The following is a 21,065-nucleotide window of genomic DNA, read 5'->3' as shown; positions in this document are numbered from 1 at the left end:
AACCGATTCAGCTCCGTGAGCGGCGGGGGCGACGTCCACGTCGGCGAGTCACCGTTGACCTCGGCGCGGGAGCTCCTATCGCGACAAGTGGCGGCGTGTCACCCACTCGGTAGAACTCGAATCCGCCGCCGCCGCTCCACCCGACGGCCGCCGAAACCCCGCCGCCTTCGCCCTCAACGACTGCTCGCAGCCGCGTCGCGCAGTGCGTGACGGCATGGCCGCCTTCTTCGATGCCGATGTACCGTCTGCCCATCTTATGGGCGACTGCGGCGGTTGTACCCGAACCGAGGTAGGCGTCGAGCACCATGTCGCCGGGCCGCGTGGCGATGTGGAGCACTCTCGCGATGAGCTCCTCCGGTTTTGGCGTATCGAACACCGGGGCGTCCGCGAACAGGCTGAGCAGATGCTTCTTCGCGGAGTCGTTCGTTCCCACGTCCGTAGCGAACCAAAGCGTCTCGGGGGTGAGACCGGGCGACTCGGCGAGGAACCGCTTCAGTCGCGGCGCTCCGTTGCCGTCGCGGCCGAACCAGACGTTGTTAGCTCGGATCTCCCTGTCCATCCGGTCCTTCGTGTACACCCAGCACCGTCCCTTGGGCGGGGCGTGGCGGCGACCGTTCGGCGCCACCAGGACGTAGAACTGCGAGTCCGTCCCATGTCCTCCCTGCACGTTCGCTGAGACGGACTGCCACGACCCGCGCGGATCGCCATCGGGGTTCTTGTAGCGGCCGAGCACCTCTGGCGTCGCGGGGAGCCGGTTGCGCGACAGCCTGAAGCGTTTCACGTCTCGCGCATACACCAGCAGGTACTCATGGTTGTTGGAGAACACCTTCCGGTTCTCGCGCGTCGTTCGCTGTTGCCAGATGACGGTGCTGACGAAGTTCTCGCGTCCGAAGATTCGGTCTGCCGCAACCTTCAGGTAGTGAACTTCGCGGTCATCAATGGAGATCCAGATGCTGCCGTCCTCCGTGAGCAGCGGCGCCATCAGCTCCAACCGTTCGACGATCCCGCCCATCCAGTCGTCGTGTGACAACGCATCCGAGTAGTGGAAGTACCGCTCCTGGTTGTTGTACGGCGGGTCGATGTAGATGCACCGCACCGCGCCCTTCAGCGATGCACCCAGGTGCGCAAGAACTCTCGCGTTCTCTCCGTGGATGATGCGGTTTCCGCCGCAGTCCTCGCCGAACGAGAACTCGCGGACGAGCCGAAGTTCATCCGGAGTGGCGCTTAGCTCGCGAGCTGTCGAGTAGGGCTTCACGTCCGCTCCTCTTCTCAAGACCGCCGCCGGCGACGCGGGGCCTTCTCCATCCAACCCTCACGCTCCACGTCGCGCAGCTTCGCGCGCAGGAGTTCCTCGGCGACCTCTGCCGCGTTCTTTCCGAACCGACCCGTCGTCGCCAGGACGTCGAGCGCCTCGACGACCCATGGAGTCGTTCTGATCGTCACAGGCTGCGTCTCGACGGAGTTACGAGGCCTGGCCATAAGTAGATCCTTGCTAGAAGCTAGTTATCGCATGCGGGACGGACACTCGCCACCGGCCGGGCGGGTGCGCCGGCGCCCACCGAACTGTCCGCCGCCCGTAGCGGAGGCGGCCGGTGCAGGGCCCATGCCGAACCGACTCACGTGCGCTGCCGTGCTCTCGTCGACGCCGCCCGGCCGTTCTTCGACCGCTGGCCGACTGGCGGACGGCCGCGAAGGCGGGTGAGCCGCGTCGGGGCGCTGCTGTATGCTGGCGTCGCGCCTCTAGCGTGCGGTCATCGACAGCGTAGGACGAAAGGCTTGGGCACACCTTGAGGCGTCATGGATCCGCACCAACCGCCCAGCTACCGCTTCTGGAAGGCGACGCACCTCCGGAGCAGTGCCCGCCAATCGCGTACTCGTTTCGGCCGATCCACTACCTCGGGAGCAAGCTCCGCCTATCCGGAGTGATTCTCGACGCCATCAACGAGGTCGCGACGCGCTCCGGGCCTGTCGTCGACCTGTTCGCTGGTTCGGGTACGATCTCTCTGGCACTCTCGCGCGAGCGCGAAGTGATCGCCGTAGACATCCAGGAGTATTCGCGCGTTGTTTGTTCGGCGATGCTTCGTCCAGTCGCCGAGCGGCGCGCGGACGTCGTCGAGCGTGCGAAGGGCTCCCGTCGCTACGAAGCACTCCAGCACTCCGTCGAGCCGCTTGTTCGGTACGAACGCGCGTGCGCCACGGCAGCGGATTCCGGAGATCTAGAACCGCTCTGCGAATTCATCGAGAGGGCGTCGCTGTTCGCGTTCATCACCAGCCAACATTCCGAGCTGTCCAAGCACTTGAAGTCTGCGCTGTCCGAATCTGCGCGCCGACTCGCAACCGCAGGACTCGACAGCGATGTTGGCTCGCTTATCACCCGCTACTTCGGCGGATCCTACTTCTCGTTTGCTCAGGCTGCGGAACTCGATGCGCTGCTCGACGTCGTCCACGGTTTCTCAGGACACGTCCGAGACTACTACCTCGCCATCGCGCTCAGCACCGCGAGCGAGGTCGTAAACACTGTCGGGAAGCAGTTCGCTCAGCCCATTCGGCCGAGGGATTCACGAGGGCGCCCGAAGCGTCACCTTGCACGGCAGGTCGCCCGAGATCGATCTCGAAGCGCGTTCGATGCGTTCGCCTTGTGGGCGGAACGTTACGAGTCGCTTCCTGTCGGCTCTCGTCGACACCAGGTCGCGCGCCTCGACTACCGCGAGTTCTTGAACAAGTGCTCGCGGGACGTGGGCGCGATCTACGCGGATCCGCCTTACACGCGCGACCACTACAGCCGCTACTACCATGTGCTTGAAACGATGTGCCTTCGGGACAACCCCGAGGTGTCGACGATGCGCCTCGGTCGAGAAGAGATGCTGAGCCGGGGCCTCTATCGGAAGGAGCGCCACCAGTCGCCCTTCTGCATCAAGTCGCAGGCACCGGGCGCGTTTCAGGAGCTCTTCAGTGGTGTGGCCGAGCTAGGGGCTCCCCTCGTCTTGTCGTACTCACCGTACCGCGCCGACGAGAAAGCTCGCCCCCGCCTGATGACGGTCGAGGAGATCGTCGCGTTAGCCCAGAAGACCTTCCGCGACGTTCAAGTACGGTCAGTTGGCAAGTACGCCCACAACAAGTTCAACAACCAAGAACTGAACACGAAGGTGTTCTACGACTCCGAAGTGCTGATCGTCTGTCAGCACCCGTGACTACAAGGGCGTGCCGGGCCACTCGGCCCTGAGATCCGTCGCAGACAGGGTGACGCGCCGCATGAAGCGCGGAGGACCCGCCCAACGCTTCGACAGGATCGCGTCGACGTACTTGTACGTGGGATCCCCTGGCATCACGACCTGGTAGCGGAACTGCCTTCTTCCGGTACGGACGAACACCGAGATCGGCGGGGCCGCCGCCGGGTACGGGACGTTAGGGGCCGCTGCCAGCTCGATCCGGTAGTTCTTGCTCTTCACGCTGACGCTCTGCCGTTGTTCCGCTGGCTCCACGTTGCCGGCAGCATCGATGTGGTACAGGACGACGCTGCGCTTCGTCCCCGGCTTCAGATGGAAGAAGCCCGTGAAGTGCTTCAGGTCGAAGTTCGCCTGCTGCCAACGCGTGCCTGCGGCCGGGATCTCCGCAACGAGGACCTGATCGGCCGCCCCGGTCGACGCCTTATTCGCCATAGCCGAGTCCTCGGCGTCTGGCGCTCGGATGATCCGGCTCTTGTTCTTCTTCGCGCGGTTGCGAACATCCGGGTCATCGAGATCGCGCAGGTCTTTCGCGTGGAGCGCCGTCCATTGTGCCCATTGCGTTTGGACCGTCTTCGCGCCCATCGCGTCGAGATCCACGATGGTGAACGCTTCCCAGTTGCCGAACAGGCCACCCGGCGTCAGGTTGCCGGAGCCCACGATGGCCCGACCGTGTTTAGCGTTCGTGAACCAGCAGAACTTCGGGTGGAACGTGATGGCCCGCGAGTGGAAGAACGCGCGGACGTTCAGGCTCGGGTAGTCGGCGGCGCGCTTCTTCAGGAGATCGAGTGCCTTCTCGTTGGTAATGGAATCGACGCCGACGACGAGATCGAACGGGGCGTGCTTCACGAACTCGGCGAACGCCTCGTTTCCGAAGAGCATCTGAACCCCGGCCGGCGATGCGAAGGCGAAGATGCCACCGCCCATCGTGGCGTTCTCCGTCGCCTCCGCGATCTCCTCCAACACGGTCGGGGAGCCGTCGTCTCCGGGGTCCTGAAGAAGGATGAACAGGTCCACACTGGCCTCACCGGGATGTTTGGGACCCATATCCCACACGAACTCGGCATTCGCCAGATCAGATGCCGCAGGGATCTCGCGCGCTCACGGCGGCAGGGCTAAGAACGAGGGCCTCAGGCCACTCGTTCAGCGTCGCGGTCGTGCATGCACGTCAGCAGCGCGACTCGACGAAGCGCGCCCTCGGCTTACGCCGCTGCTTCGACACCTCGATACCAGAGTGGGCGGCGAGCCCTTCGCCGAGGCGACGCAGTCGTTGAAACGCCGTAGTGACGGAGAGGTCCCGCCTGACCGCGACCTGCTGGAGCGACATGCCGACGAGCCGATCCGCAAGCATGGAACGGTCGTCATGGCTGAGCGTCGCGAGCCAGGCGCCCAGGTCGAGGGCGGAGTCGAGCTTCTCAGTTGGATTCTCGGTGAGGGCAGCCGCCCATGCGACCTGTAGCCCGACGTCACCCTCACGCGGCCAGGCGCCGTCCTCGTCCTCGAATCCGTCGATGTGGAACACCTCGGTACGCCCGTCGGTGTAGTTCGCGCGGTGAAGAGCGTCTCGGCGCGGCTGCCCGCCCTTCACAAACTGGCGGCGAATCTCGACAGCTCGAAGCCGGACGGCGTGGACGAGCAGTGCGTCGTCTAGCCGGACTCCCTGCTCCGCCTTCCGCAGCGCCATCTCGAACACCATGCCGATCCCCTCCGCGAGGCGGTCGTCGGCATCGTTGCCGGTGAGGTGCCGCCGCACGGGCTCGAAGGCGCGCCTCGCCATCAACCCGGCGAACTGCTGCTGGACCTGCTCGAACATCCTGGACTCCGGGCGCGCGGGGTCCACGAGGCCCAAGGCTCCCCGGCGCGCGAACATCCGCGCCGGTGGCCGGCGTGATGATGGTGATCTTGACGGTGACGACGGGCGAGGCGATCTCGCGAGCCGTACAGCCAGGACGGCCGGACTTCCCTGGAAAGCCTGACCACATCCTTATCCCACCGCCGCTGTCGCTCTTGCTGCGGGCGACGGAGGAGGTGGGTGACAGCGCGGCCCGCTCCCCACGGAACCCCAGAAACTTTCGTGAGACCGGGGGGGTGGCCCCTCCTTTCAAGAGGCCCACCCGCCACCGGCCCTGTTGCCGTGGCAGCACCGGAACGCCACCACCAGAAGAACTTTTGCCGGGCCGGCGAGACCCCCTCGTGCGAGGACCCGGCACTGTCCACACTGTCTCCCTGAACCCGAGCCGATTCGCGATTCGGGTAACCCTAAGCGAGGGCGAGGAATGGCTCCGCCGGACGACGGCCGCGCGGCGGAGTCGTGACGGCGTCCCGCTGCAGATGGATCGGTTACGCCCGAACGACCCGCAGCTCGACCGGAGCGGCGCGTTCAGACGAACCCGACGCGGCAGCCGCCTGCGCCGCCGCCTTCACCTTCGCGAGGAGGTCGAGCTGTCTGGACATGCTCGCCTCCAGGATGCGCCGGTGGCGCTCGAACTGCTTGTCCCCGTCGTCGGCGAGCAGGGTGTCGGTGCTGATGGCGCTGCGCGCCTTTTCCACGGCGGCGTCGAGGGCCGGGGCGACAGTGCGGAGAGCGGTGGCGAGAACGGTCGCCGACGTGCCCAGGGCCGTGAACGTGGCCGTGACCTGCTCCTCGGTGTCAGCCTCCTTCGCAAGCGCCTTCTCTGCCGACAGGAACAACGCCGCGTGCGCCTGGGGCCACATCTCCACGGGAAGGAGCTCGCGCACTTCGTCGAGCATCGCGATGACGCCGCGCAAGCCACCGAGGAACGCGGCCAGCGCCATCGTCGGGACAGGGAGCTTCGACGTCGTGACGAGCTCACCGACCGTGTCGAGTGCCGTCAGGAGCTGCTGTGCCTTCGACCGCATCGCCCACTCCGGCGTGTTCTCCACAAGCGAGTCGAGGACAGCGAGCGCGCGGCGCTCCTCGATGCGGCTCACGCGGCGCAAGCGCCAGGCCTGGTCAGCGATGAGCAGAACGATCTGTCTCTCGGCAGGCGTGACGGGAACGAGCGACTCGACCCATTCGCCAACGTGCCGCTGGTACTCGGCGACGTCCTCGGTCGCGAGCAGCAGCCGTGTCGCGTTGAGGGCGTGGACCGTTCGGTTCATCGAGGACCGGACCCGCCCCTCCGCCGAGCGCGGCCCCTTGCTGCGGCTGCCGTTGATGCGCGATGCCGCGCGCTGCGATTCGGTGCGCGGCTTGGTCGCGGTGGTGCTCTCGACGGACACCGACGGCTCCCTCAGCAGCACACGGTTGCGACTCGACCGGGAGCCTGCGCCGGAGCGGTCGGGTATCCCGCCTCTGCCAGCGCAGCCCAAGCGGCCTGGCACACGTTGCGCGCAGCGTCGGTCGCATCGCCGCCGTCTTCGAACGGGTCCGACGCCGCCGCGTACAGCTCGTCGACCACGTCGGCGAAGTCGGCGGCGAACAACGTGGTGAATCTGCGGCAGCCGGCGGCGAGCGAGTCCCACGAGCACCGCTCAGCCACGGCTGCGCGCAACAGGCGCTCCGCCTCGCGGGTAAACATGTCGATGTCTTCGCGTGGCTGGGAGGTGAGGTGTCCGAGTTCCCGCACCTCGGCGACGAGATCGCGCACGGCGTAATCGAGCTCGGCCTGCGATGGTGCAGCGACGGCATGGGGCCCGTGCATCTCTCGCGCGTGACGCCGCAGCCTGTTTACCGCAACGAGCGTCCCGTAGCCGAACGCCACAACGCCGAGGTCTGGCCGGGCCTGGAAGAAGGCGAGCCACCCGGCCGGTGCGTGCTCGCGATGCTGTGCCTGGTCCACGCGCGTCGTTGCCATGAACCCATTCTCCCGCCCGCTGAACTGGGTGGGAAGGAGAACGGTCGTGTCACTCCTCGCCGCGCGACGAGCGGCGAGCAGACGACGGGCGAACGCCGCGTCGGCGGACTCGCCCGGCGGGCGCAGGGGGCAGCGGGGGAGGAGGCGCACAGCCCGCGCTGAGCTCGGTCGCGCTCCTGATCAGCGCGGCGCGGCCTGCGCGAAGCCGCTCGGCGGCCCTTGTGCTGCCCTGCACGGCGCCGACGTCATGGAGCACGTCGAGCGCGAACAAACTCAGGTTCATGAGGTCGGAGAACCCGTACTTCGTGCGACTCGGTGGCGCCGCCGAGAACAGGCCCCGTTTCCGCATGATCTTCGAGCTCACGGGCGAGAGCCGTTTGTAGACGCCCCGCTTCGTCGTGCCGGTCCTGGCTGCGAACGCAGCGACGGCTGCGTCGACGGCGCCGCCCTTCCCCTTGATCTCGTCGCCCAGCACGACGAGGTCGTTCAGCGTGTCGTCGTCCAGAGTGAAGCCGAGCTTCTCGCCGCGCTCGGCAAGCGCGTGACGAACGGCGTCCACGTCGTTGAGGTCGCCGGCCTCGACGAGCCGGTACACCGGGACGACCACGTCGAAGAGCAGCGATGCGTCGTGGGACTTCTCCCGCCGGCCGCGCAGGCGCGCGTCGTGACGCGCGAGCAGGTCGACCACCTTCGAGAATACGGAGGCGCTCGCCTTGTCGTTCGCGCCGCGCTCCTCGGCGAACGCGAGGTTCAACATCATGAAGACCGCCCGGTGAGCCCGCGAGACGTCCTTGTTCGACATGGGCGTGATGGTGGTGAAGCACGTGAAGGTCCGCAAGGGCGTAGCGTGCATCGCTTCTGAACCGCGCGACGCCGACCCGTTCAGAAGACCGCCGCGAGCGTGACGACCATCGTGTGCGCGCACGGCCATGACGGCCGCCACACGAAGGAGACACCATGGCGGAATCGAAGTTCCTCACATACGCGGAGGTCGCGCGGCGCCTCCAACTCCCCGTCGGCTCGCTCTACGGCAAGGTCCGGCGCGGCGAGATCCCGCACCTGCGGTTCGGTCCGCGCACGATCCGGTTCGACGCCGATGAGATCGAGCGGTGGGTGAAGGCGCGTCAGGTGGAGGCCCACGCTTGCTAGGCGAGCAGCGGCCGCCGGAGGCGTGGCAGCTCAGCCGGCGGCCGCAGGGAACTACACCATGAACACCAGCAATCTAGTCCATCAGGCAACCGCAAGCATCGCGCTCGCGTGGGCGCTCTTTTACGCCTCGCTAAAGCTCGCCGTGTTCCCGGTACACTTCATCACGGATGACGGCTCGTGCTCATGCGGCGACGCGCAATGCAACCGCGCCGGCAAGCACCCGATGACGTCGAATGGGTTCAAAGACGCCACCACCGACGCGAGCATGGTTCGCTACTACTTCGAGGGGGAGCCCGACGCGAACGTCGGCGTGAGGTCTGGCAGCGAGTCGGGCATCGTCGTGGTCGACGTTGACGTGAAGAGCGGCGGGCCGGCTTCGCTTGCTGCGCTCGTAGCACAGCACGGCGCGCTGCCGGTCACTCCCACCGTCAGGACCGGCGGCGGTGGCGCGCACTACTACTTCCGGCACCCAGGCCGGGACGTGGTCGTCCCCAACCGGCAGGCGATGCGCCCAGGCATCGACCTGCGTGGCGACGGCGGGTACTTCATCGCTCCGCCCTCGAACCATGTCCAGGGGGAGTACGCCTTCGAGCCGGGGCGGCGGCTCGACGAGGTCGCGCTCGCGTCGATGCCCTCGTGGCTCATCGAGATGGCGTGCAGGCCGAACGGCGTCGTCGTGCTGCCTCCCGTCACCGGCGGCGTGGACGTGCCGGTCATCAGCTCCGGCGAGCGGAACGCGACGCTCTTCGCGCTGGCGAGCGCGATGCGCGGCAAGGGCATGAGCCGTTCCGGGATTGAAGCAGCACTCCGCGCCGAGAACGCCGCTCGCTGTCAGCCGGCGCTCACCGATAGCGAGGTCGCGCACATCGTCGCGAGCGTCATGAAGTACCCGCCCGGCGCGGTCCCGCGCAGCCGGATGCATTCCGCACCCCTACGGGAGGAAGTTGTGCGGCAGACGAGGGCGCAGTTCGAGTCGGCCGCCGACCCGAAGGTTTCGACGGAGGCGGTGAGCTTCCTAGTGCGCGGACTCGTGGCCGAGCGGAGCATCACCCTCATCACCGGGAAGCCGAAGGTGAGCGGGAAGTCGACGCTCGTCGCGCACATGGTGGCGAAGGTCATCGACGGCCAGCACTTCCTCGGGCTCCAAGTCCAGAAGACGCCGGTGGTGGTCCTCACTGAGGAGCGGACCACGTTCGTGGAGCTGCTGCGGCGCAGCGGCCTCATGGGACGAGACGACGTTCGGTTCCTGCGCTGGGACCCGTCGCGCGACGCCACGTTCGCGGAGCAGATGCTCGCGGCCAAGGGCGTCGCGACTGAGATCGGCGCGAAGCTCATCGTGGTCGACACCCTCGCCCAGTTCGTGGGGCTGCGAGGCGACTCAGAGAACGACCCCGGCTCGGCGCTGGAGAGCTTGAAGCCGATCCAGGACGCGGCAAAGGACGGCTTCGCGGTCGTCGTGGTCCACCACGAGAAGAAGTCTGGCGGCGGGGTGGGAGACAGCAGCCGGGGATCCACCGCGTTCACCGGCGCGGTCGACGTCATCTTGTCGGTCGCGCGGCCGGAGGGGCAGACCTCGCCGAAGGTCCGGGTCATCAACAGCCTGTCGCGCTACCCCGCCACGCCCGACGTCCTGTTCGTGGAGCTGACTGACCACGGCTACGAGCGACGAGAGGAGGCCAGCGTCGTCACCGCCGCAGTGGAGAAGGTGCTGCTCGAAGGGGCACCTGACGAGGAGGCGGGCGCCGCCGCCATCCTGACGCTGATCTCGGGCACGACGTTCAAGGAGTCCACTGCACGCAAGGCGGCGAACCAGCTCGTGGCGGACGGCAAGCTGCGCCGCAAAGGCGAGGGCAAGAAGGGCGATCCCCACCTCTACTGGCGGCCCGATTCCTGCCACACGACTCCCTCTCCTGAGGGTGCGGCATCATCCAACAGCGCCGCCCCGACCTCCACTCCGCCCTTCGCGCACTGACAGCAACGGGCGCTCGCGTCTCGGGATAAGGGGATGGCCTCCACGCTCACTCCGCACGACGACGGTCGGCACCCGATGGTGCTCGGCTCGTCGTCGTGCGGCGGGGCGCTCGCGTGAGGCCGCTCCTGACCGTGGCGCAGGTCGCAGCCGCGCTCGGCGTCCACCGCAGCGTCGCGTATCGCGAGGTGAAGGCGCACATGGTCCACGTCATCATCGGCGCCGGCGCGCTCCGCGTCCCGCAGGAGGCCCTCGACAACTACATAAAGATGAAGACGAAGGAGCCCGCATGCCCAGGAAGCGCAGGGGTGACCGCCTCTACCGGAAGACGAAGGACGGCGCGTACTACGGCTGGTTCTACGATCCCGGCACCGGGGACCGAATCACCGTCTGTACGAAGACCCACGACCGCGAACTCGCCCGCACGTTCCTCGCCAAGGTCGAGCGCGACGCCTACGCGGCCCACGCTGCGGGTCGTCCAGCCCCGCACCGCGCCTCGACCGGCCACACCGTCGCCCACGCCCTCGACTACATCCTGACGAGCGGCCTGAACCACGTCTCACCCGCGACGCTCGACTGCTACGCGACGAAGGCTGGTCACGCGCTGCGCCTGCTAGGCGGGCTCGACGTCAACCGGGTCTCGATGAAGGACGTGCAGGGCTACATCGAGACGCGCAAGGCCGAGGGTGCGCACTCGAACACGGTGTACAAGGAGCTCGTCGTCTTGCGGCTCGCGCTCCAGCAGGCGCACGACCTCAAGCTCATGCGCGACGACCCGCGCGCCCTCTTCCCGAAGTTCTCCGCCGGCTACGTGCCGCGCGACCGCTACCTGACGCGCGAGGAGGCCGCCGCGCTCATGCGCGAGCTCGGCGCGCACCGCCTCCCGTGGGTCCTCGTTGCCATCACCACCTCAGGCCGGCTCTCGGAAGTGGAGCGGCTGCGCTGGGAGTTGAACGTCGACCTCGTCAACGGCTGGCTCTTGCTCCCCGGCACCAAGACGACGCTCGCCCGGCGCAAGGTGAAGATGCCGAAGGTGCTCCTCGACTACCTGCGCGAGCACCAGCGCGAGCGCGGCCCCGTCGTCGAGCCCTGGCCTAACGTCCGGCGCGACCTCGCCGTCGCCTGCTGCCGCGCGGGCATCCCGAGGGTGAGCCCGAACGACCTGCGGCGCACGTTCGCCTCCTGGCTGCTCCAGGCCGGCGAGACGAGCTTCGTCGTCGCGAAGATGATGGGCCACTCGACCACGAAGATGGTCGACACCATCTACGGCCAGCTCGGCGACAAGACGTTCGAGGCCGCCGCCGAGAAGTTCCCGGAGATCATCCTGCCGGAACTCCAAGAAGCGGGTAGCGCATCGGTAGCAGAACCGGCGCCGTCCGAGAGGACCCGGAGAACCCAGAGACACTCACCCGACTCGACCGCGACCCGCGCGTTCCCGCCCAAGATCAGTAAGGCCCACCAGACCTTGCGATCTGGTGGGCCCGAGGTGCCGGACGAGGTGTGTGTGCCTGGGGGCGGAATCGAACCACCGACACGGGGATTTTCAGTCCCCTGCTCTACCGACTGAGCTACCCAGGCGAACGGTCCGCGACGGGCCGGGGGGCCCACCGCGGGGAGCGTTCTACGATCGACCGGGGCCGGAAGGCAAATCGAAAACGCGGCCGCCGCCGGAGGGCCTGAGACGGCGGCGCGCGCCTACTCGGAGCGATCGGCTCGGGCGGCGGGCGACGGCTCGTCCAGCGGCCCGCCGCGCGCGGCGACCCGCGAGTTGTGCAGCGACGAGCGCGCCTGGCGCAGCGCGGGCGGCGGCGGCGCCATCCGCCGGGCGATGTCCTCGGCGTGCTGCTCGAGCGAGGCGCAGGCGATGGCCGTCACGCCCTCGTGCCGCTCGCGCATCTCCCGCCAGAAGCGGACCCGCGCCTGGTTCACCACGAGCCGGTCCTCGAGGTGATCGAAGGTCGCCTCGAGCTCCCGGCGCTCGGCGGCGAGCCGCGCGCGGTGGACCTCGAGCTCCCTCGACGGCCCGCAGGCGCCCGCGAGGGCGACGGCGGCGAGAAGCGCGAGCGTTCTCAAGCGGACCTCCCTCCAAGGGCCACCGGGCGTCGCGCCTCGGTCCGCAGGAACGTCTCCATGTCGGCGCCGGACCACATCCTCCGCGCGAGACGGCCCCGGGTGTGAGCCACGGGCGGAAGCCCGCTTCGCCGCGGCGGAAAAACCGCACGGGCCGTGCCGGGCGGGTCCCTCCCGGTTGGAGCGCGCCCCGGAATCGACGAGGCCCGCGCCGGGCGCGCACGGGCGCGACCGGGGGAACCATTCGTTTGGCGTGAAACGAACGAAGCGGCTGGGGACGCGGCCCGCCGCGCGGCCTAGACCTTCGGGATCGCCTTCAACACGGCGCGCCCGTCCTTCACCTCGACCTTGAAGTCGACGGACCTCGCCTTGAAGCGCGTCATGAGCTCCGGGACCTGCTTCGCGACGCTCCTCGCGACCGCCTCGTAGGTGAGGCGCGAGACGTCCTCGTTGCACTGCTTCTTCGCGGCGACGTAGGCCTCGTAGAGCGCCCGGAGCTGCGCCTCGCCGACGCCGCCGGGCGCCGGGGTCCGCGCCGGGGCCGGCTGCCGCGTGCGGGCGGGCACCGCGGGCGGGCTCGCGGCCGCGGCGGGTTCGACGGGCGCCGGGCCCGATCCTTCGGCGGCCGCCTTCCCGCTCGCCTCCTGCGCGCGCTCGGCCTTGGCGCGAGCGTGCAGCCGCGCCTTGAAGAGATCGCGCTTGTAGGTCCCCTCCTCGCGCTCGCGCGCGCTGCGCATCCAGAGCCGCTCGTACGACAGGTAGCGCGCGTGGAGCGCCTGGATGCGGAAGCGCAGCCCGGCGTTCCGCGTGAACGCGCCCTTCACCCGCGCCACGTTGCGCTTCAGCTCCTCGCGCCAGCGCACCGGCTCGCGCCGCTCGATGCCGAGGAAGTACTGCTCGTAGCGGGCCTTGAGGGTCTCGAGCTCCTCCTCGAGCCCCTGCACCGCCTCGGCGAGCTCGTCCTTGCCGCGGCGCGACCTCGAGAGCGGATCCTCGGCGCCCAGCGCGCCCTTCGCGAGCGGAGCACCGGGACGTGCGGGCGGCTTCGGCGGGACGGGCACGCGCGGAGTCTATCGGCCGCGCGCGGAGGCGATCAACGTTCCCGCTACTGCGCGCCCGCCGCGGCGATCGCGGGGCGCTCCTTGCGCGCACCCACCCACACCGCGACGCCCACCGCGAGGATCACGAACGACGTCCACTGGCCGGCGCCGAGGCCCAGGTAGACGCCGCGCTCCACGTCGCCGCGGAAGAGCTCGACGACCGTGCGCAGCACCGCGTAGGCGAGGAGCCAGCTCGCGAGCACCTGGCCGTGAAAGCGCTTGCGGGGCCGGATGACGAGGGCGAGGAGGAGGAACAGGGCGAGCTCGCCGAACGCCTCGTAGAGCTGGGTTGGGTGGAGCGGGAGCGTCGTCGCCCAGCCGGCGGCGAGGTAGTGCGCCGGCTCCGGGCGCTCGAGGAACGTCTTGTAGGCGAGCGACTCCGGCGGGAAGCGCACCGCCCAGGGCAGCGACGGATCCGCGAGCCCGCCCCAGCAGCACCCCGCGCAGAAGCAGCCGAGCCGGCCGAGGAAGTGGCCGAAGGCGACCGAGGTGATGAGCGTGTCGGCGTGGGCGAGGAACGGCATCCGGTGCCGGCGCATGTAGATCGCGGCCGCGAGCGCCGCGCCGATGAAGCCGCCGTAGAAGACGAGGCCGCCCTCCCAGATCGCGAGGACACGCGGGATCCGCCCGAGGGGCGTCGCGACGAAGGCGCTGCCTGAGCCGAAGTACGTGCCGGCGTTCACGAGGATGAAGTAGACGCGGCTCCCGGCGAGCGCGGCGACGAGCACCCAGAACGCGAGGTCGGCGAGCCGCTCGGCGTCCTGGCCGACCCGGCGCGCCTCGCGCTGCGCGAGCCAGATGCCGATGACGAACGCCGCGGCGATGAGGAGGCCGTAGGCGTGGACGGGCAGCCGGAGCTCCCGGTCGAGCAGCCCCGCGCGCCAGAGGGCGAGCACCGCGGCGGCGAGCGCGAGGCTCGAGAGCCCGTCCGCGCGGAAGGCCTGGCCGACCGAGAGCGGCTCGTCCGCGCGCCGCGCCGCGCGGAGCCGCGACGCCGCGCGTCCGACGACCGAGATGACCAGCACCGCCAGCGCCACGAGCTTGCCGAGGCCCGCGGGGACGACGAGGTGGAGGAGGATGGGGTGCATTCGGATCCCTTCGGCGCGGGCCCGCGCCGGCGGCCCGCGCGCGGACGCACCGCCGGCGCTAGGCGCCCGTGGACGCGCGCCGGTCGCCCTCGGAAGCGGCGCCGCTCGCCTGGGCCGCCTTGCCGGAGCCGGGGTGGAGGACCAGCATCGCCACGCCCACCACGATGAGCGAGTCGGCGACGTTGAAGGTCGGCCAGCGGATGTCCGGCCGGTTCCACCAGTACCACTCGACGAAGTCGATCACGTAGCCGCGGGCGAGCCGGTCGAGGAAGTTCCCCACCGCGCCGGAGAGCACGAGCGCGAGCGCGACCTGGAGGTAGCGCTGCTCGGGACGCAGCCTGCGGAAGTAGTAGAGGATGAAGGCCACTGCGCCGAGCGAGACGAGCGTGAAGAAGCCGTTGCGGAAGCGCTCCGAGTGCCCGCGGAAGAGCCCCCAGGCGGCGCCCGGGTTCTCCACGTAGTTCATGCGCCAGACCGGCCGCCACACGTAGTACGGCTCGGTCGAGATCTCCTCGAGGTGCTCGTGCTCGAGGAACCCCGCCACCCGCTCCCCGAGCGACTGCGCGCCGGTCCGGTCGAACAGGGTGGTGAGCCGCTCGACGGCCAGGTACTTCGTCCACTGGTCCACCGCGACGAGCGAGACGAAGAGGAGGGCGAGGAGCGCCCACTTGGAGAACGGCCGGCTCGCGCTCATCGCAGGGCGCCCGCGCACTTGCCGCAGAGGGTGGGGTGGGCCGGGTCGATGCCGCGATCGTCGGCGTAGATCCAGCACCGCTCGCACTTCTCGCCCGGCGCGCGCTCGACCTCGACGGCCGCGGGGCCGTCGGCGAGGGTCACCCGCGAGACGATGAGCAGCGTCGGCAGCTCGGCCTTCGCCTCCTCGAGGAGGGCGCGCGTCTCGCCCTCGGCGCGGATCGTCACGGCGGCCTCCAGGCTCTTCCCGATGAGCCCCGCCCGCCGCGCCTCCTCGAGCTTCTTCTGCACGGAGGCGCGGACCTCGAAGAGCTTCCCGTAGCGGGCCTCCAGCGCCTCCGCGTCCGCGGGGCGCGCGCGGGTGGGGAGCCCGGCGAGGAACACGCTCTCGGCGGGCTTGCCCGGCAGGTGCCCCCACGCCTCGCTCGCGGTGAACGACAGCACCGGCGCGAGGAGCCGCAGCACGTCCTGGCAGACGAGCCAGAGCGCGGTCTGCGCCGAGCGCCGGGGCTTGCCGTCCTTCTTCCAGGTGTAGAGCCGGTCCTTGATGATGTCGAAGTAGAGGGCGGACAGGTCCACCGCGCAGAGCTGCATCGTCGCGTGGTAGGCGAGGTGGAACTCGTACTCCTCGTACGCCGCCTTCACCTTCTCGTCCCAGGCGGCGAGCTTCGCGAGCGCCCAGCGGTCGAGCGGCTCGAGCTCCTCGAGCGGCACCGCGTCGCGGGCCGGGTCGAAGCCGTCGAGCGCGCCGAGCATGTAGCGCACCGTGTTGCGGATCTTGGTGTAGCCCTCGGCGAGGCCGGCCACGATCTCGGCGGAGATGCGCACGTCGTCGCGGTAGTCGGCGGCCGACACCCACAGGCGCAGGATGTCCGCGCCGTACCTCTTGATGATCTCCTCGGGCGCGACGGTGTTCCCGAGGCTCTTCGACATGGCCTTGCCCTGGCCGTCGAGCACGAAGCCGTGGGTGAGCACCCCGCGGTAGGGGGCCTGGCCGCGGATGGCGACCGAGGTGAGGAGCGAGGAGTGGAACCAGCCGCGGTGCTGGTCGGAGCCCTCGAGGTAGAGGTCCACCGGCACGCCGAAGCCGCGCTTCGCGGCCACCGCCGCCCAGGAGACGCCCGAGTCCCACCACACGTCGAGGATGTCCTGCTCGCGGCGGAACTCGGCCTTGCCGCACTTCGGGCAGGCCTCGCCCTGCGTGAAGTCGGCCGGGGCGTGGCGGTACCAGGCCTCGATGCCCTCCGCCTCGAACGCCTGCGCGACCCGCTCCATCACCGGCGGCGAGACGAGCGGCTCGGCGCAGCCCTCGCAGTAGAAGACCGGGATCGGCACGCCCCAGGTGCGCTGCCGGGACAGGCACCAGTCCGGGCGGTTCTCGATCATCCCGTAGATGCGCTCGCGCCCCCAGCGCGGGATCCACTGCACGCGGTCGATAGCGTCGAGCGCCTTCTTGCGCAGCCCGTCGTGCTCGAGGGAGAGGAACCACTGGTCGGTGGCGCGGAAGACCACCGGGTTGTGGCAGCGCCAGCAGTGCGGGTAGCTGTGGCGGAGGGAGGCCTTGGGGTCGGAGAGGAGGTGCCCCGAGGCCTGCAGGTCCGCCACGATCTCCGCGTTCGCCTCGAAGATCTTCTTGCCCGCGTACTTGCCGGCCTCCGCCGTGAAGCGGCCGGCGCCGTCCACCGGGTTCAGGACTTCGAGCCCGTAGGCGAGGCCGACCTGGTAGTCCTCGGCGCCGTGGCCGGGCGCGGTGTGCACGAGCCCGGTGCCGGCCTCGAGGGTCACGTGCTCGCCGAGGATCACCGGCGACTCGCGGCCCATGAACGGGTGGCGGTAGGTGAGCCCCTCGAGCGCCTTGCCGTCGAGGTAGGCGAGGATCCGCTCGGGGTGGACGAGGTGCGCGCTCGGCACGAGCCCGCCCCCGCCGGTCGCGGCGGCGTGCGCGTCGGGGGAGTGCGCGACGGGCACGTCCTTCACCGCGAGCTCTTCCGGCGCGCAGTCGGCGAGGAAGCGGGTGAGGAGGTCCTTCGCGACGACGAGCACCTGCCCGCGCAGCTCGTAGGCGACGTAGGTGAACTCGGGGTGCGCCGCGACCGCCAGGTTGGCGGGGAGCGTCCAGGGGGTGGTGGTCCAGATGACGAGGCGCGCCTTCTTCCCGGCGAGCTTCGCGTCGGGGAGCGGGGAGACGAGGTCGAAGGCCACGTAGATCGAGGGCGAGGTGTGGTCCTCGTACTCGACCTCCGCCTCGGCGAGCGCGGTGCGATCGGTGACGCACCAGTAGACCGGCTTCTTGCCGCGGAAGAGGAACCCCTTCTCCGCGGCGCGCGCCAGCGTCCGGACGATCTCCGCCTCGTACCCCTTCGACATGGTGGTGTACGGGTCGTCCCAGCGGCCGAAGACGCCGAGCCGCTTGAACGACTCGCGCTGCCGCTCGATCCACTTCTGGGCGTAGGCGCGGCACGCCTCGATGATCTGGGCGCGGTCCATGTCGCGCTTCTTCGGCCCGAGCTCCTTGTCCACCTTGAGCTCGATGGGGAGCCCGTGGCAGTCCCAGCCCGGCACGTAGTCCGCCACCTCGCCCTTGAGGTTGCGGTACTTCACCACCACGTCCTTCAGGATCTTGTTGAGCGCGTGGCCGATGTGGATGTCGCCGTTCGCGTAGGGCGGCCCATCGTGGAGCACGAAGCGCTTCGCGCCCGGCCGCTCCGCGTTCGAGGCGACGAGGCGCTGGAAGATCGTCTGCTCCTCCCAGCCGCGCAGGATCTCGGGCTCCCGCTGCGGCAGGTTCGCCTTCATCGGGAACGCGGTCTTCGGGAGGTTGACGGTGTCCTTGTAGTCCACGGCATTTTCCTCTGGGAAACCAGGGGTTCTAGCAGCGCGGCGGGAGTTTCTCAACGAACCGCTGCGCGCGGGCGCTCCATTGCGGGCCGGACGACGCGCCGCTAACCTTCCCCGCCTCATGCCGCCCCCCCGCAGGAACGGAACGCGACCCCGCGCGCGCCGCCGTCGCGCGACTGCTCCAGGCGAGGGGCTCGGCGTCGCGATCCTCTCGCGCAACGCGAAGCTCTACTCGACGCGGAGGCTCGTGGAGGCCGCGACCGCGCTCGGCCACGCGCCGCGCGTGCTCGACACCCTCCGCTGCAACATGGTGCTCGGCCGCGACCGTCCGCGGATCTTCTACGGCGGCGAGGAGGTCCTCGCGACCGACCTCCACGTGGTCATCCCGCGCATCGGCGCCTCCATCACCGGCTACGGCCTCTCGGTGGTGAACCAGTTCGACATGATGGGCGTGCCGGTCCTCAACAACGCCATCCCCATCGCCCGCTCGCGCGACAAGCTCCGCGCGCTGCAGCTCCTCTCGCGCTTCGGCATCGACATCCCGCGCACGGTGATGTGCCGCTACCGCGACGAGGTCCCCCAGGCGGTGGAGATGGTGGGCGGCCTGCCCTGCATCATCAAGCTCATCCAGGGGACGCAGGGCGTGGGCGTCATGATCGCCCACACCTCCGCCGAGGTGGAGGGCATGCTCGACACGCTCTGGACGCTCGGCCAGGAGATCCTCCTGCAGGAGCTCGTGGCCGAGTCGCGCGGCAAGGACGTGCGGGCGCTCGTCGTGGGCGATCACGTGGTGGCCGCCATGCGGCGCACCGCGCGCGCGGGCGAGTTCCGCTCCAACATCCACCGCGGCGGCGTGGCCGAGGCGGTCGCGCTCGAGCGCGAGTTCGCCGAGGTGGCGGTGAAGGCCGCGCGCGTGATGGGGCTCGAGGTCGCCGGCGTCGACATGCTGGAGGCGCGCACCGGCCCGAAGATCATGGAGGTCAACTCCTCGCCCGGCTTCGAGGGGCTGGAGGCCGCCACCGGCGTGGACATCGCCACGGCCTACGTGTCGCACGCCGTCGAGTACGGCCACGCCCGCCACTCCGGCTACGTGGGCGGCCACCTCGTGTGAGTGGAGGTGGGGAGCGGCCAGGCGAGCAGGCCAGCCCGCGGACGCCCCTTCAACAAACGGATCGCGGCATCTAGAATCCGCGCAACCGTGCCACCTCGAACCCCGCCCGTCGAGCCCATCCCGCTCGTCCTGTACGAGGATCCGCTCTCTCCCTGGTGCCTCGTCGCCGAGAAGCGCATCGCCGCCGCGCTCGCCGACCTCGAGCGCACCTACGAGCCGCTCCGCCACGAGCCGTTCCCGCTGCGCCTCGAGCCGCGCGCGATGTCGCGGACCGAGCGTGAACGGCTCGCCCGCGCCGCGCGGCGCGCCGCGAAGGAGCCCGAGGCGCAGGGCATCACGCCCGACCTGTGGCTCTCGCAGGATCCGCCGCTCTCGTCCATCCCGCCCCTCGCCGCGCTCGCCGCCGCGCGGCTCCAGGGCGCCGGGAGCGAGGAGGCGCTCCGCACCGCGCTCCGCCAGGCGGCCCTCTTCCGCGGGGTGAACGTGTCGCGCCGGGACGTCCTCTACGAGCTCGCCGGGTGCGCCGGCCTCGACGTCTCGCGCTTCGCCTGCGCGCTCGCGACCCCCTCGACCGAGCGGCGCGTGCGCGCTCGCTACGAGGAGGCGGTGGACCGCGGCGTCGAGGTCGCGCCCGCCCTCGTCGTGGGCGAGGAGTGGCTCGTCGCCGGACCGCGCTCCGCCGACGAGTACCGCGAGATCCTGGAGCGGTACGCGCGGGTGCGCCACGGCCTCCCGCTGGCGCGCGTCATTCACTGAGCGTTCCGCCGAGTGTGCCCGCGCCCGTGCGCGGCGGGCACGCCCACATCCCCCGCAGCCGCGGCGCGCCGCGCTCCCGCACGCTTTTCCGGTCGCGGGCTCGCCCGGCACGCGCGTTGCGACTACGCTCGCCGCGGGGTGCGCGAGGCGCCCCGGTGAATGCCGACGCCCGCCGCGCGTCGATCGAGCGAGCCCTCGCGAAGGAGTTCCCCGATGAAGCGCCTCCTCCTCGCCGCCACCTTCGCCGCCCTCGCCACCGGGTGCGTCGTCGACACCGCGGCGAGCCGGCCGGTCTACTCACCTCCGCCCCCTCCTGCGCCCATGCCCGCGCCCGCGCCGCCCCGCGTCGCGGTGGTCTGGTACGAGGGCCAGCACTTCGTGCCCGACGCGTTCGGCGGCGGCTGGTGCTACGAGGAGGGACCGCACCGGCACGACTACGCCCCCGACCGCCTCGACGAGTACGACGTCTACGACGGCGCCTACTCCTACCGCGGCCCGTACGTGTTCTCGTACTACGGCGGGCACCCGGTGCCCGGTCGCGGCTGGTGCTACATGCGCGGGCCGCACAACCACGAGTACTACCCGCCGAGCGGGCCGGACTTCGCGTGGAACCGCGGTCGCGGCTTCGTGTTCCGCGGCGCGTGGCGCCCGAACCGCCCGCCGCCGCCGAGCTACTGGCCGGTGGTCGCGCCCGCCCGGCGTCCGGCGCCGCGTCCGGCCTACGACGATCGCCGCCCGGCCTATCCCGGCTACGACGACCGGCGCCCGGCTCCCGCGCCGCAGCCCGGCTACCCGGCGCCGCGTCCCGCCCCCTATCCCGCGCCTTCGTACCCGGCCCCGCGCCCCGCGCCGCTGCCCGCGCCGGCCCCCGCCCCGGCGCCGAGCTATCCGCCGTACCCGCAGCCGGACCGCCCCGGCCACTCCGAGGACGCCCCCGGTCACGGCAACCTCCCGCCCGGCCACGGCGGGACGCCGCCCGGGCATGCCTCCCCGGCACCGGCTCCCTACCCGCAGCCGCCGGCTCCCGCGCCCTATCCGACGCAGGACCGACCCGGCCGCTCCGACGACGCCCCCGGCCACGGCAACCTCCCGCCCGGCCACGCCGCGCCGGCCTACCCGCAGGCGCCGGCTCCGGCTCCGACCCCGCCGGCGGGCCGGCCGGGCCGCGGCGACGACGATCGCGACCACGGCTCGACGCCCGGCCGCGCCGCCTCTCCCGCGCAGGCGCCGTCCTCGCCCGGCAACAGTG

At 70.3% G+C, this 21,065-nt stretch carries 19 protein-coding genes, 1 tRNA gene and 1 pseudogene; 7 read left to right on the top strand and 14 right to left on the bottom strand.

Translation table 11 applies throughout. The features are described from left to right. Nucleotides 1–7 precede the first annotated feature (7 nt). Both MNZ29_RS06560 and MNZ29_RS06555 read right to left on the bottom strand, forming a co-directional pair. Nucleotides 8–1,255: a site-specific DNA-methyltransferase gene (locus MNZ29_RS06560; RefSeq protein WP_242353924.1), complete on the bottom strand. Its 1,248-nt coding sequence runs from the start codon at nt 1,253–1,255 to the stop codon at nt 8–10. Nucleotides 1,256–1,269: 14 nt separating this feature from the next. After that, nucleotides 1,270–1,479, bottom strand: coding sequence for a hypothetical protein (locus MNZ29_RS06555; protein WP_242353922.1), 210 nt, complete (start codon nt 1,477–1,479; stop codon nt 1,270–1,272). A gap of 308 nt (nt 1,480–1,787) precedes the next feature. Between MNZ29_RS06555 and MNZ29_RS06550 the strand changes: the two genes are divergently transcribed. After that, a complete protein-coding gene (locus MNZ29_RS06550; protein WP_277957227.1) occupies nt 1,788–3,191 on the top strand; it encodes a DNA adenine methylase in 1,404 nt (467 codons plus the stop codon). On the opposite strand, the gene MNZ29_RS06545 is transcribed toward MNZ29_RS06550, so the two are convergent. The 5 genes from MNZ29_RS06545 to MNZ29_RS06525 all read right to left on the bottom strand — a co-directional run bounded on the left by MNZ29_RS06545 (nt 3,192) and on the right by MNZ29_RS06525 (nt 7,880). Next, the gene (locus tag MNZ29_RS06545) at nt 3,192–4,241 is read right to left on the bottom strand and encodes a phospholipase D family protein (protein WP_242353907.1); all 1,050 of its coding nucleotides are present in this window, start codon (nt 4,239–4,241) and stop codon (nt 3,192–3,194) included. 151 nt (nt 4,242–4,392) lie between these two features. Beyond that, on the bottom strand, nt 4,393–5,037 hold the full coding sequence (locus MNZ29_RS06540) for a hypothetical protein (RefSeq protein WP_242353905.1): 645 nt from the start codon (nt 5,035–5,037) through the stop codon (nt 4,393–4,395). Between the two features lie 527 nt (nt 5,038–5,564). Further along, entirely contained in the window at nt 5,565–6,467 is a 903-nt protein-coding gene (locus tag MNZ29_RS06535; RefSeq protein ID WP_242353873.1) for a hypothetical protein, read from the bottom strand. 11 nt (nt 6,468–6,478) lie between these two features. Beyond that, nucleotides 6,479–7,042 (bottom strand): hypothetical protein, encoded by a 564-nt coding sequence (locus tag MNZ29_RS06530; RefSeq protein ID WP_242353871.1) that lies wholly within the window; start codon nt 7,040–7,042, stop codon nt 6,479–6,481. A gap of 49 nt (nt 7,043–7,091) precedes the next feature. Continuing rightward, complete coding sequence (locus MNZ29_RS06525; RefSeq protein WP_242353862.1) at nt 7,092–7,880, bottom strand: hypothetical protein; 789 nt, start codon at nt 7,878–7,880, stop codon at nt 7,092–7,094. Between the two features lie 119 nt (nt 7,881–7,999). On the opposite strand from MNZ29_RS06525, the gene MNZ29_RS06520 reads away from it, so the two are divergent. Then, complete coding sequence (locus MNZ29_RS06520; RefSeq protein ID WP_242353860.1) at nt 8,000–8,191, top strand: AlpA family transcriptional regulator; 192 nt, start codon at nt 8,000–8,002, stop codon at nt 8,189–8,191. Between the two features lie 22 nt (nt 8,192–8,213). Then, nucleotides 8,214–10,163: a bifunctional DNA primase/polymerase gene (locus MNZ29_RS06515; protein ID WP_242353853.1), complete on the top strand. Its 1,950-nt coding sequence runs from the start codon at nt 8,214–8,216 to the stop codon at nt 10,161–10,163. Nucleotides 10,164–10,773: 610 nt separating this feature from the next. Here MNZ29_RS06515 and MNZ29_RS06510 read toward each other — a convergent pair. Then, a complete protein-coding gene (locus MNZ29_RS06510) occupies nt 10,774–11,037 on the bottom strand; it encodes a hypothetical protein (RefSeq protein WP_242353851.1) in 264 nt (87 codons plus the stop codon). On the opposite strand from MNZ29_RS06510, the pseudogene MNZ29_RS25120 reads away from it, so the two are divergent. Next, nucleotides 10,924–11,373 (top strand): annotated as a pseudogene (locus MNZ29_RS25120) (site-specific integrase); the annotation flags it as partial. The gene MNZ29_RS06510 and the pseudogene MNZ29_RS25120 sit on opposite strands and share 114 nt — an antisense overlap. A 292-nt stretch (nt 11,374–11,665) precedes the next feature. Here the strand turns inward: MNZ29_RS25120 and MNZ29_RS06500 are convergent. The 6 genes from MNZ29_RS06500 to MNZ29_RS06475 all read right to left on the bottom strand — a co-directional run bounded on the left by MNZ29_RS06500 (nt 11,666) and on the right by MNZ29_RS06475 (nt 17,952). Beyond that, nucleotides 11,666–11,738 (bottom strand) — tRNA-Phe (locus MNZ29_RS06500). Between the two features lie 117 nt (nt 11,739–11,855). Further along, nucleotides 11,856–12,233, bottom strand: coding sequence for a hypothetical protein (locus MNZ29_RS06495; protein ID WP_242334084.1), 378 nt, complete (start codon nt 12,231–12,233; stop codon nt 11,856–11,858). Nucleotides 12,234–12,526: 293 nt separating this feature from the next. Next, complete coding sequence (locus tag MNZ29_RS06490; RefSeq protein WP_242334087.1) at nt 12,527–13,291, bottom strand: MXAN_5187 C-terminal domain-containing protein; 765 nt, start codon at nt 13,289–13,291, stop codon at nt 12,527–12,529. Nucleotides 13,292–13,335: 44 nt separating this feature from the next. Further along, nucleotides 13,336–14,418: a prolipoprotein diacylglyceryl transferase gene (lgt, locus tag MNZ29_RS06485; RefSeq protein ID WP_242334090.1), complete on the bottom strand. Its 1,083-nt coding sequence runs from the start codon at nt 14,416–14,418 to the stop codon at nt 13,336–13,338. A 58-nt stretch (nt 14,419–14,476) separates the two neighbouring features. After that, nucleotides 14,477–15,112: a signal peptidase II gene (gene lspA, locus MNZ29_RS06480; protein WP_242334093.1), complete on the bottom strand. Its 636-nt coding sequence runs from the start codon at nt 15,110–15,112 to the stop codon at nt 14,477–14,479. Beyond that, nucleotides 15,109–17,952 (bottom strand): isoleucine--tRNA ligase, encoded by a 2,844-nt coding sequence (locus MNZ29_RS06475; protein WP_242334096.1) that lies wholly within the window; start codon nt 17,950–17,952, stop codon nt 15,109–15,111. The genes lspA and MNZ29_RS06475 overlap by 4 nt, the downstream gene beginning before the upstream one ends. A 118-nt stretch (nt 17,953–18,070) precedes the next feature. On the opposite strand from MNZ29_RS06475, the gene MNZ29_RS06470 reads away from it, so the two are divergent. The 3 genes from MNZ29_RS06470 to MNZ29_RS06460 form a co-directional block, all read left to right on the top strand. Beyond that, nucleotides 18,071–19,060, top strand: coding sequence for a RimK family alpha-L-glutamate ligase (locus MNZ29_RS06470; protein ID WP_242334099.1), 990 nt, complete (start codon nt 18,071–18,073; stop codon nt 19,058–19,060). Between the two features lie 87 nt (nt 19,061–19,147). Next, nucleotides 19,148–19,816: a DsbA family protein gene (locus tag MNZ29_RS06465; protein WP_242334103.1), complete on the top strand. Its 669-nt coding sequence runs from the start codon at nt 19,148–19,150 to the stop codon at nt 19,814–19,816. A 213-nt stretch (nt 19,817–20,029) separates the two neighbouring features. Next, nucleotides 20,030–21,065 (top strand): hypothetical protein (locus tag MNZ29_RS06460; protein WP_242353839.1); only part of this gene is annotated, 1,036 nt, incomplete at its 3' end.

Origin of the sequence: Anaeromyxobacter sp. SG64 (genome assembly GCF_022690745.1) — a bacterium.
Lineage (GTDB): Bacteria > Myxococcota > Myxococcia > Myxococcales > Anaeromyxobacteraceae > Anaeromyxobacter > Anaeromyxobacter soli.
Note: the sequence above shows the minus strand (reverse complement) of the source record. Positions and strands in the feature narration are given on the sequence as shown.

Coding starts and splice junctions, on each gene's coding strand:
- MNZ29_RS06555 (WP_242353922.1), bottom strand. CDS start 1,479: ATGGCCAGGCCTCGTAACTCCGTCGAGACGCAGCCTGTGACGATCAGA.
- MNZ29_RS06540 (WP_242353905.1), bottom strand. CDS start 5,037: ATGTTCGAGCAGGTCCAGCAGCAGTTCGCCGGGTTGATGGCGAGGCGC.
- MNZ29_RS06530 (WP_242353871.1), bottom strand. CDS start 7,042: ATGGCAACGACGCGCGTGGACCAGGCACAGCATCGCGAGCACGCACCG.
- MNZ29_RS06520 (WP_242353860.1), top strand. CDS start 8,000: ATGGCGGAATCGAAGTTCCTCACATACGCGGAGGTCGCGCGGCGCCTC.
- lgt (WP_242334090.1), bottom strand. CDS start 14,418: ATGCACCCCATCCTCCTCCACCTCGTCGTCCCCGCGGGCCTCGGCAAG.
- lspA (WP_242334093.1), bottom strand. CDS start 15,112: ATGAGCGCGAGCCGGCCGTTCTCCAAGTGGGCGCTCCTCGCCCTCCTC.
- MNZ29_RS06470 (WP_242334099.1), top strand. CDS start 18,071: ATGCCGCCCCCCCGCAGGAACGGAACGCGACCCCGCGCGCGCCGCCGT.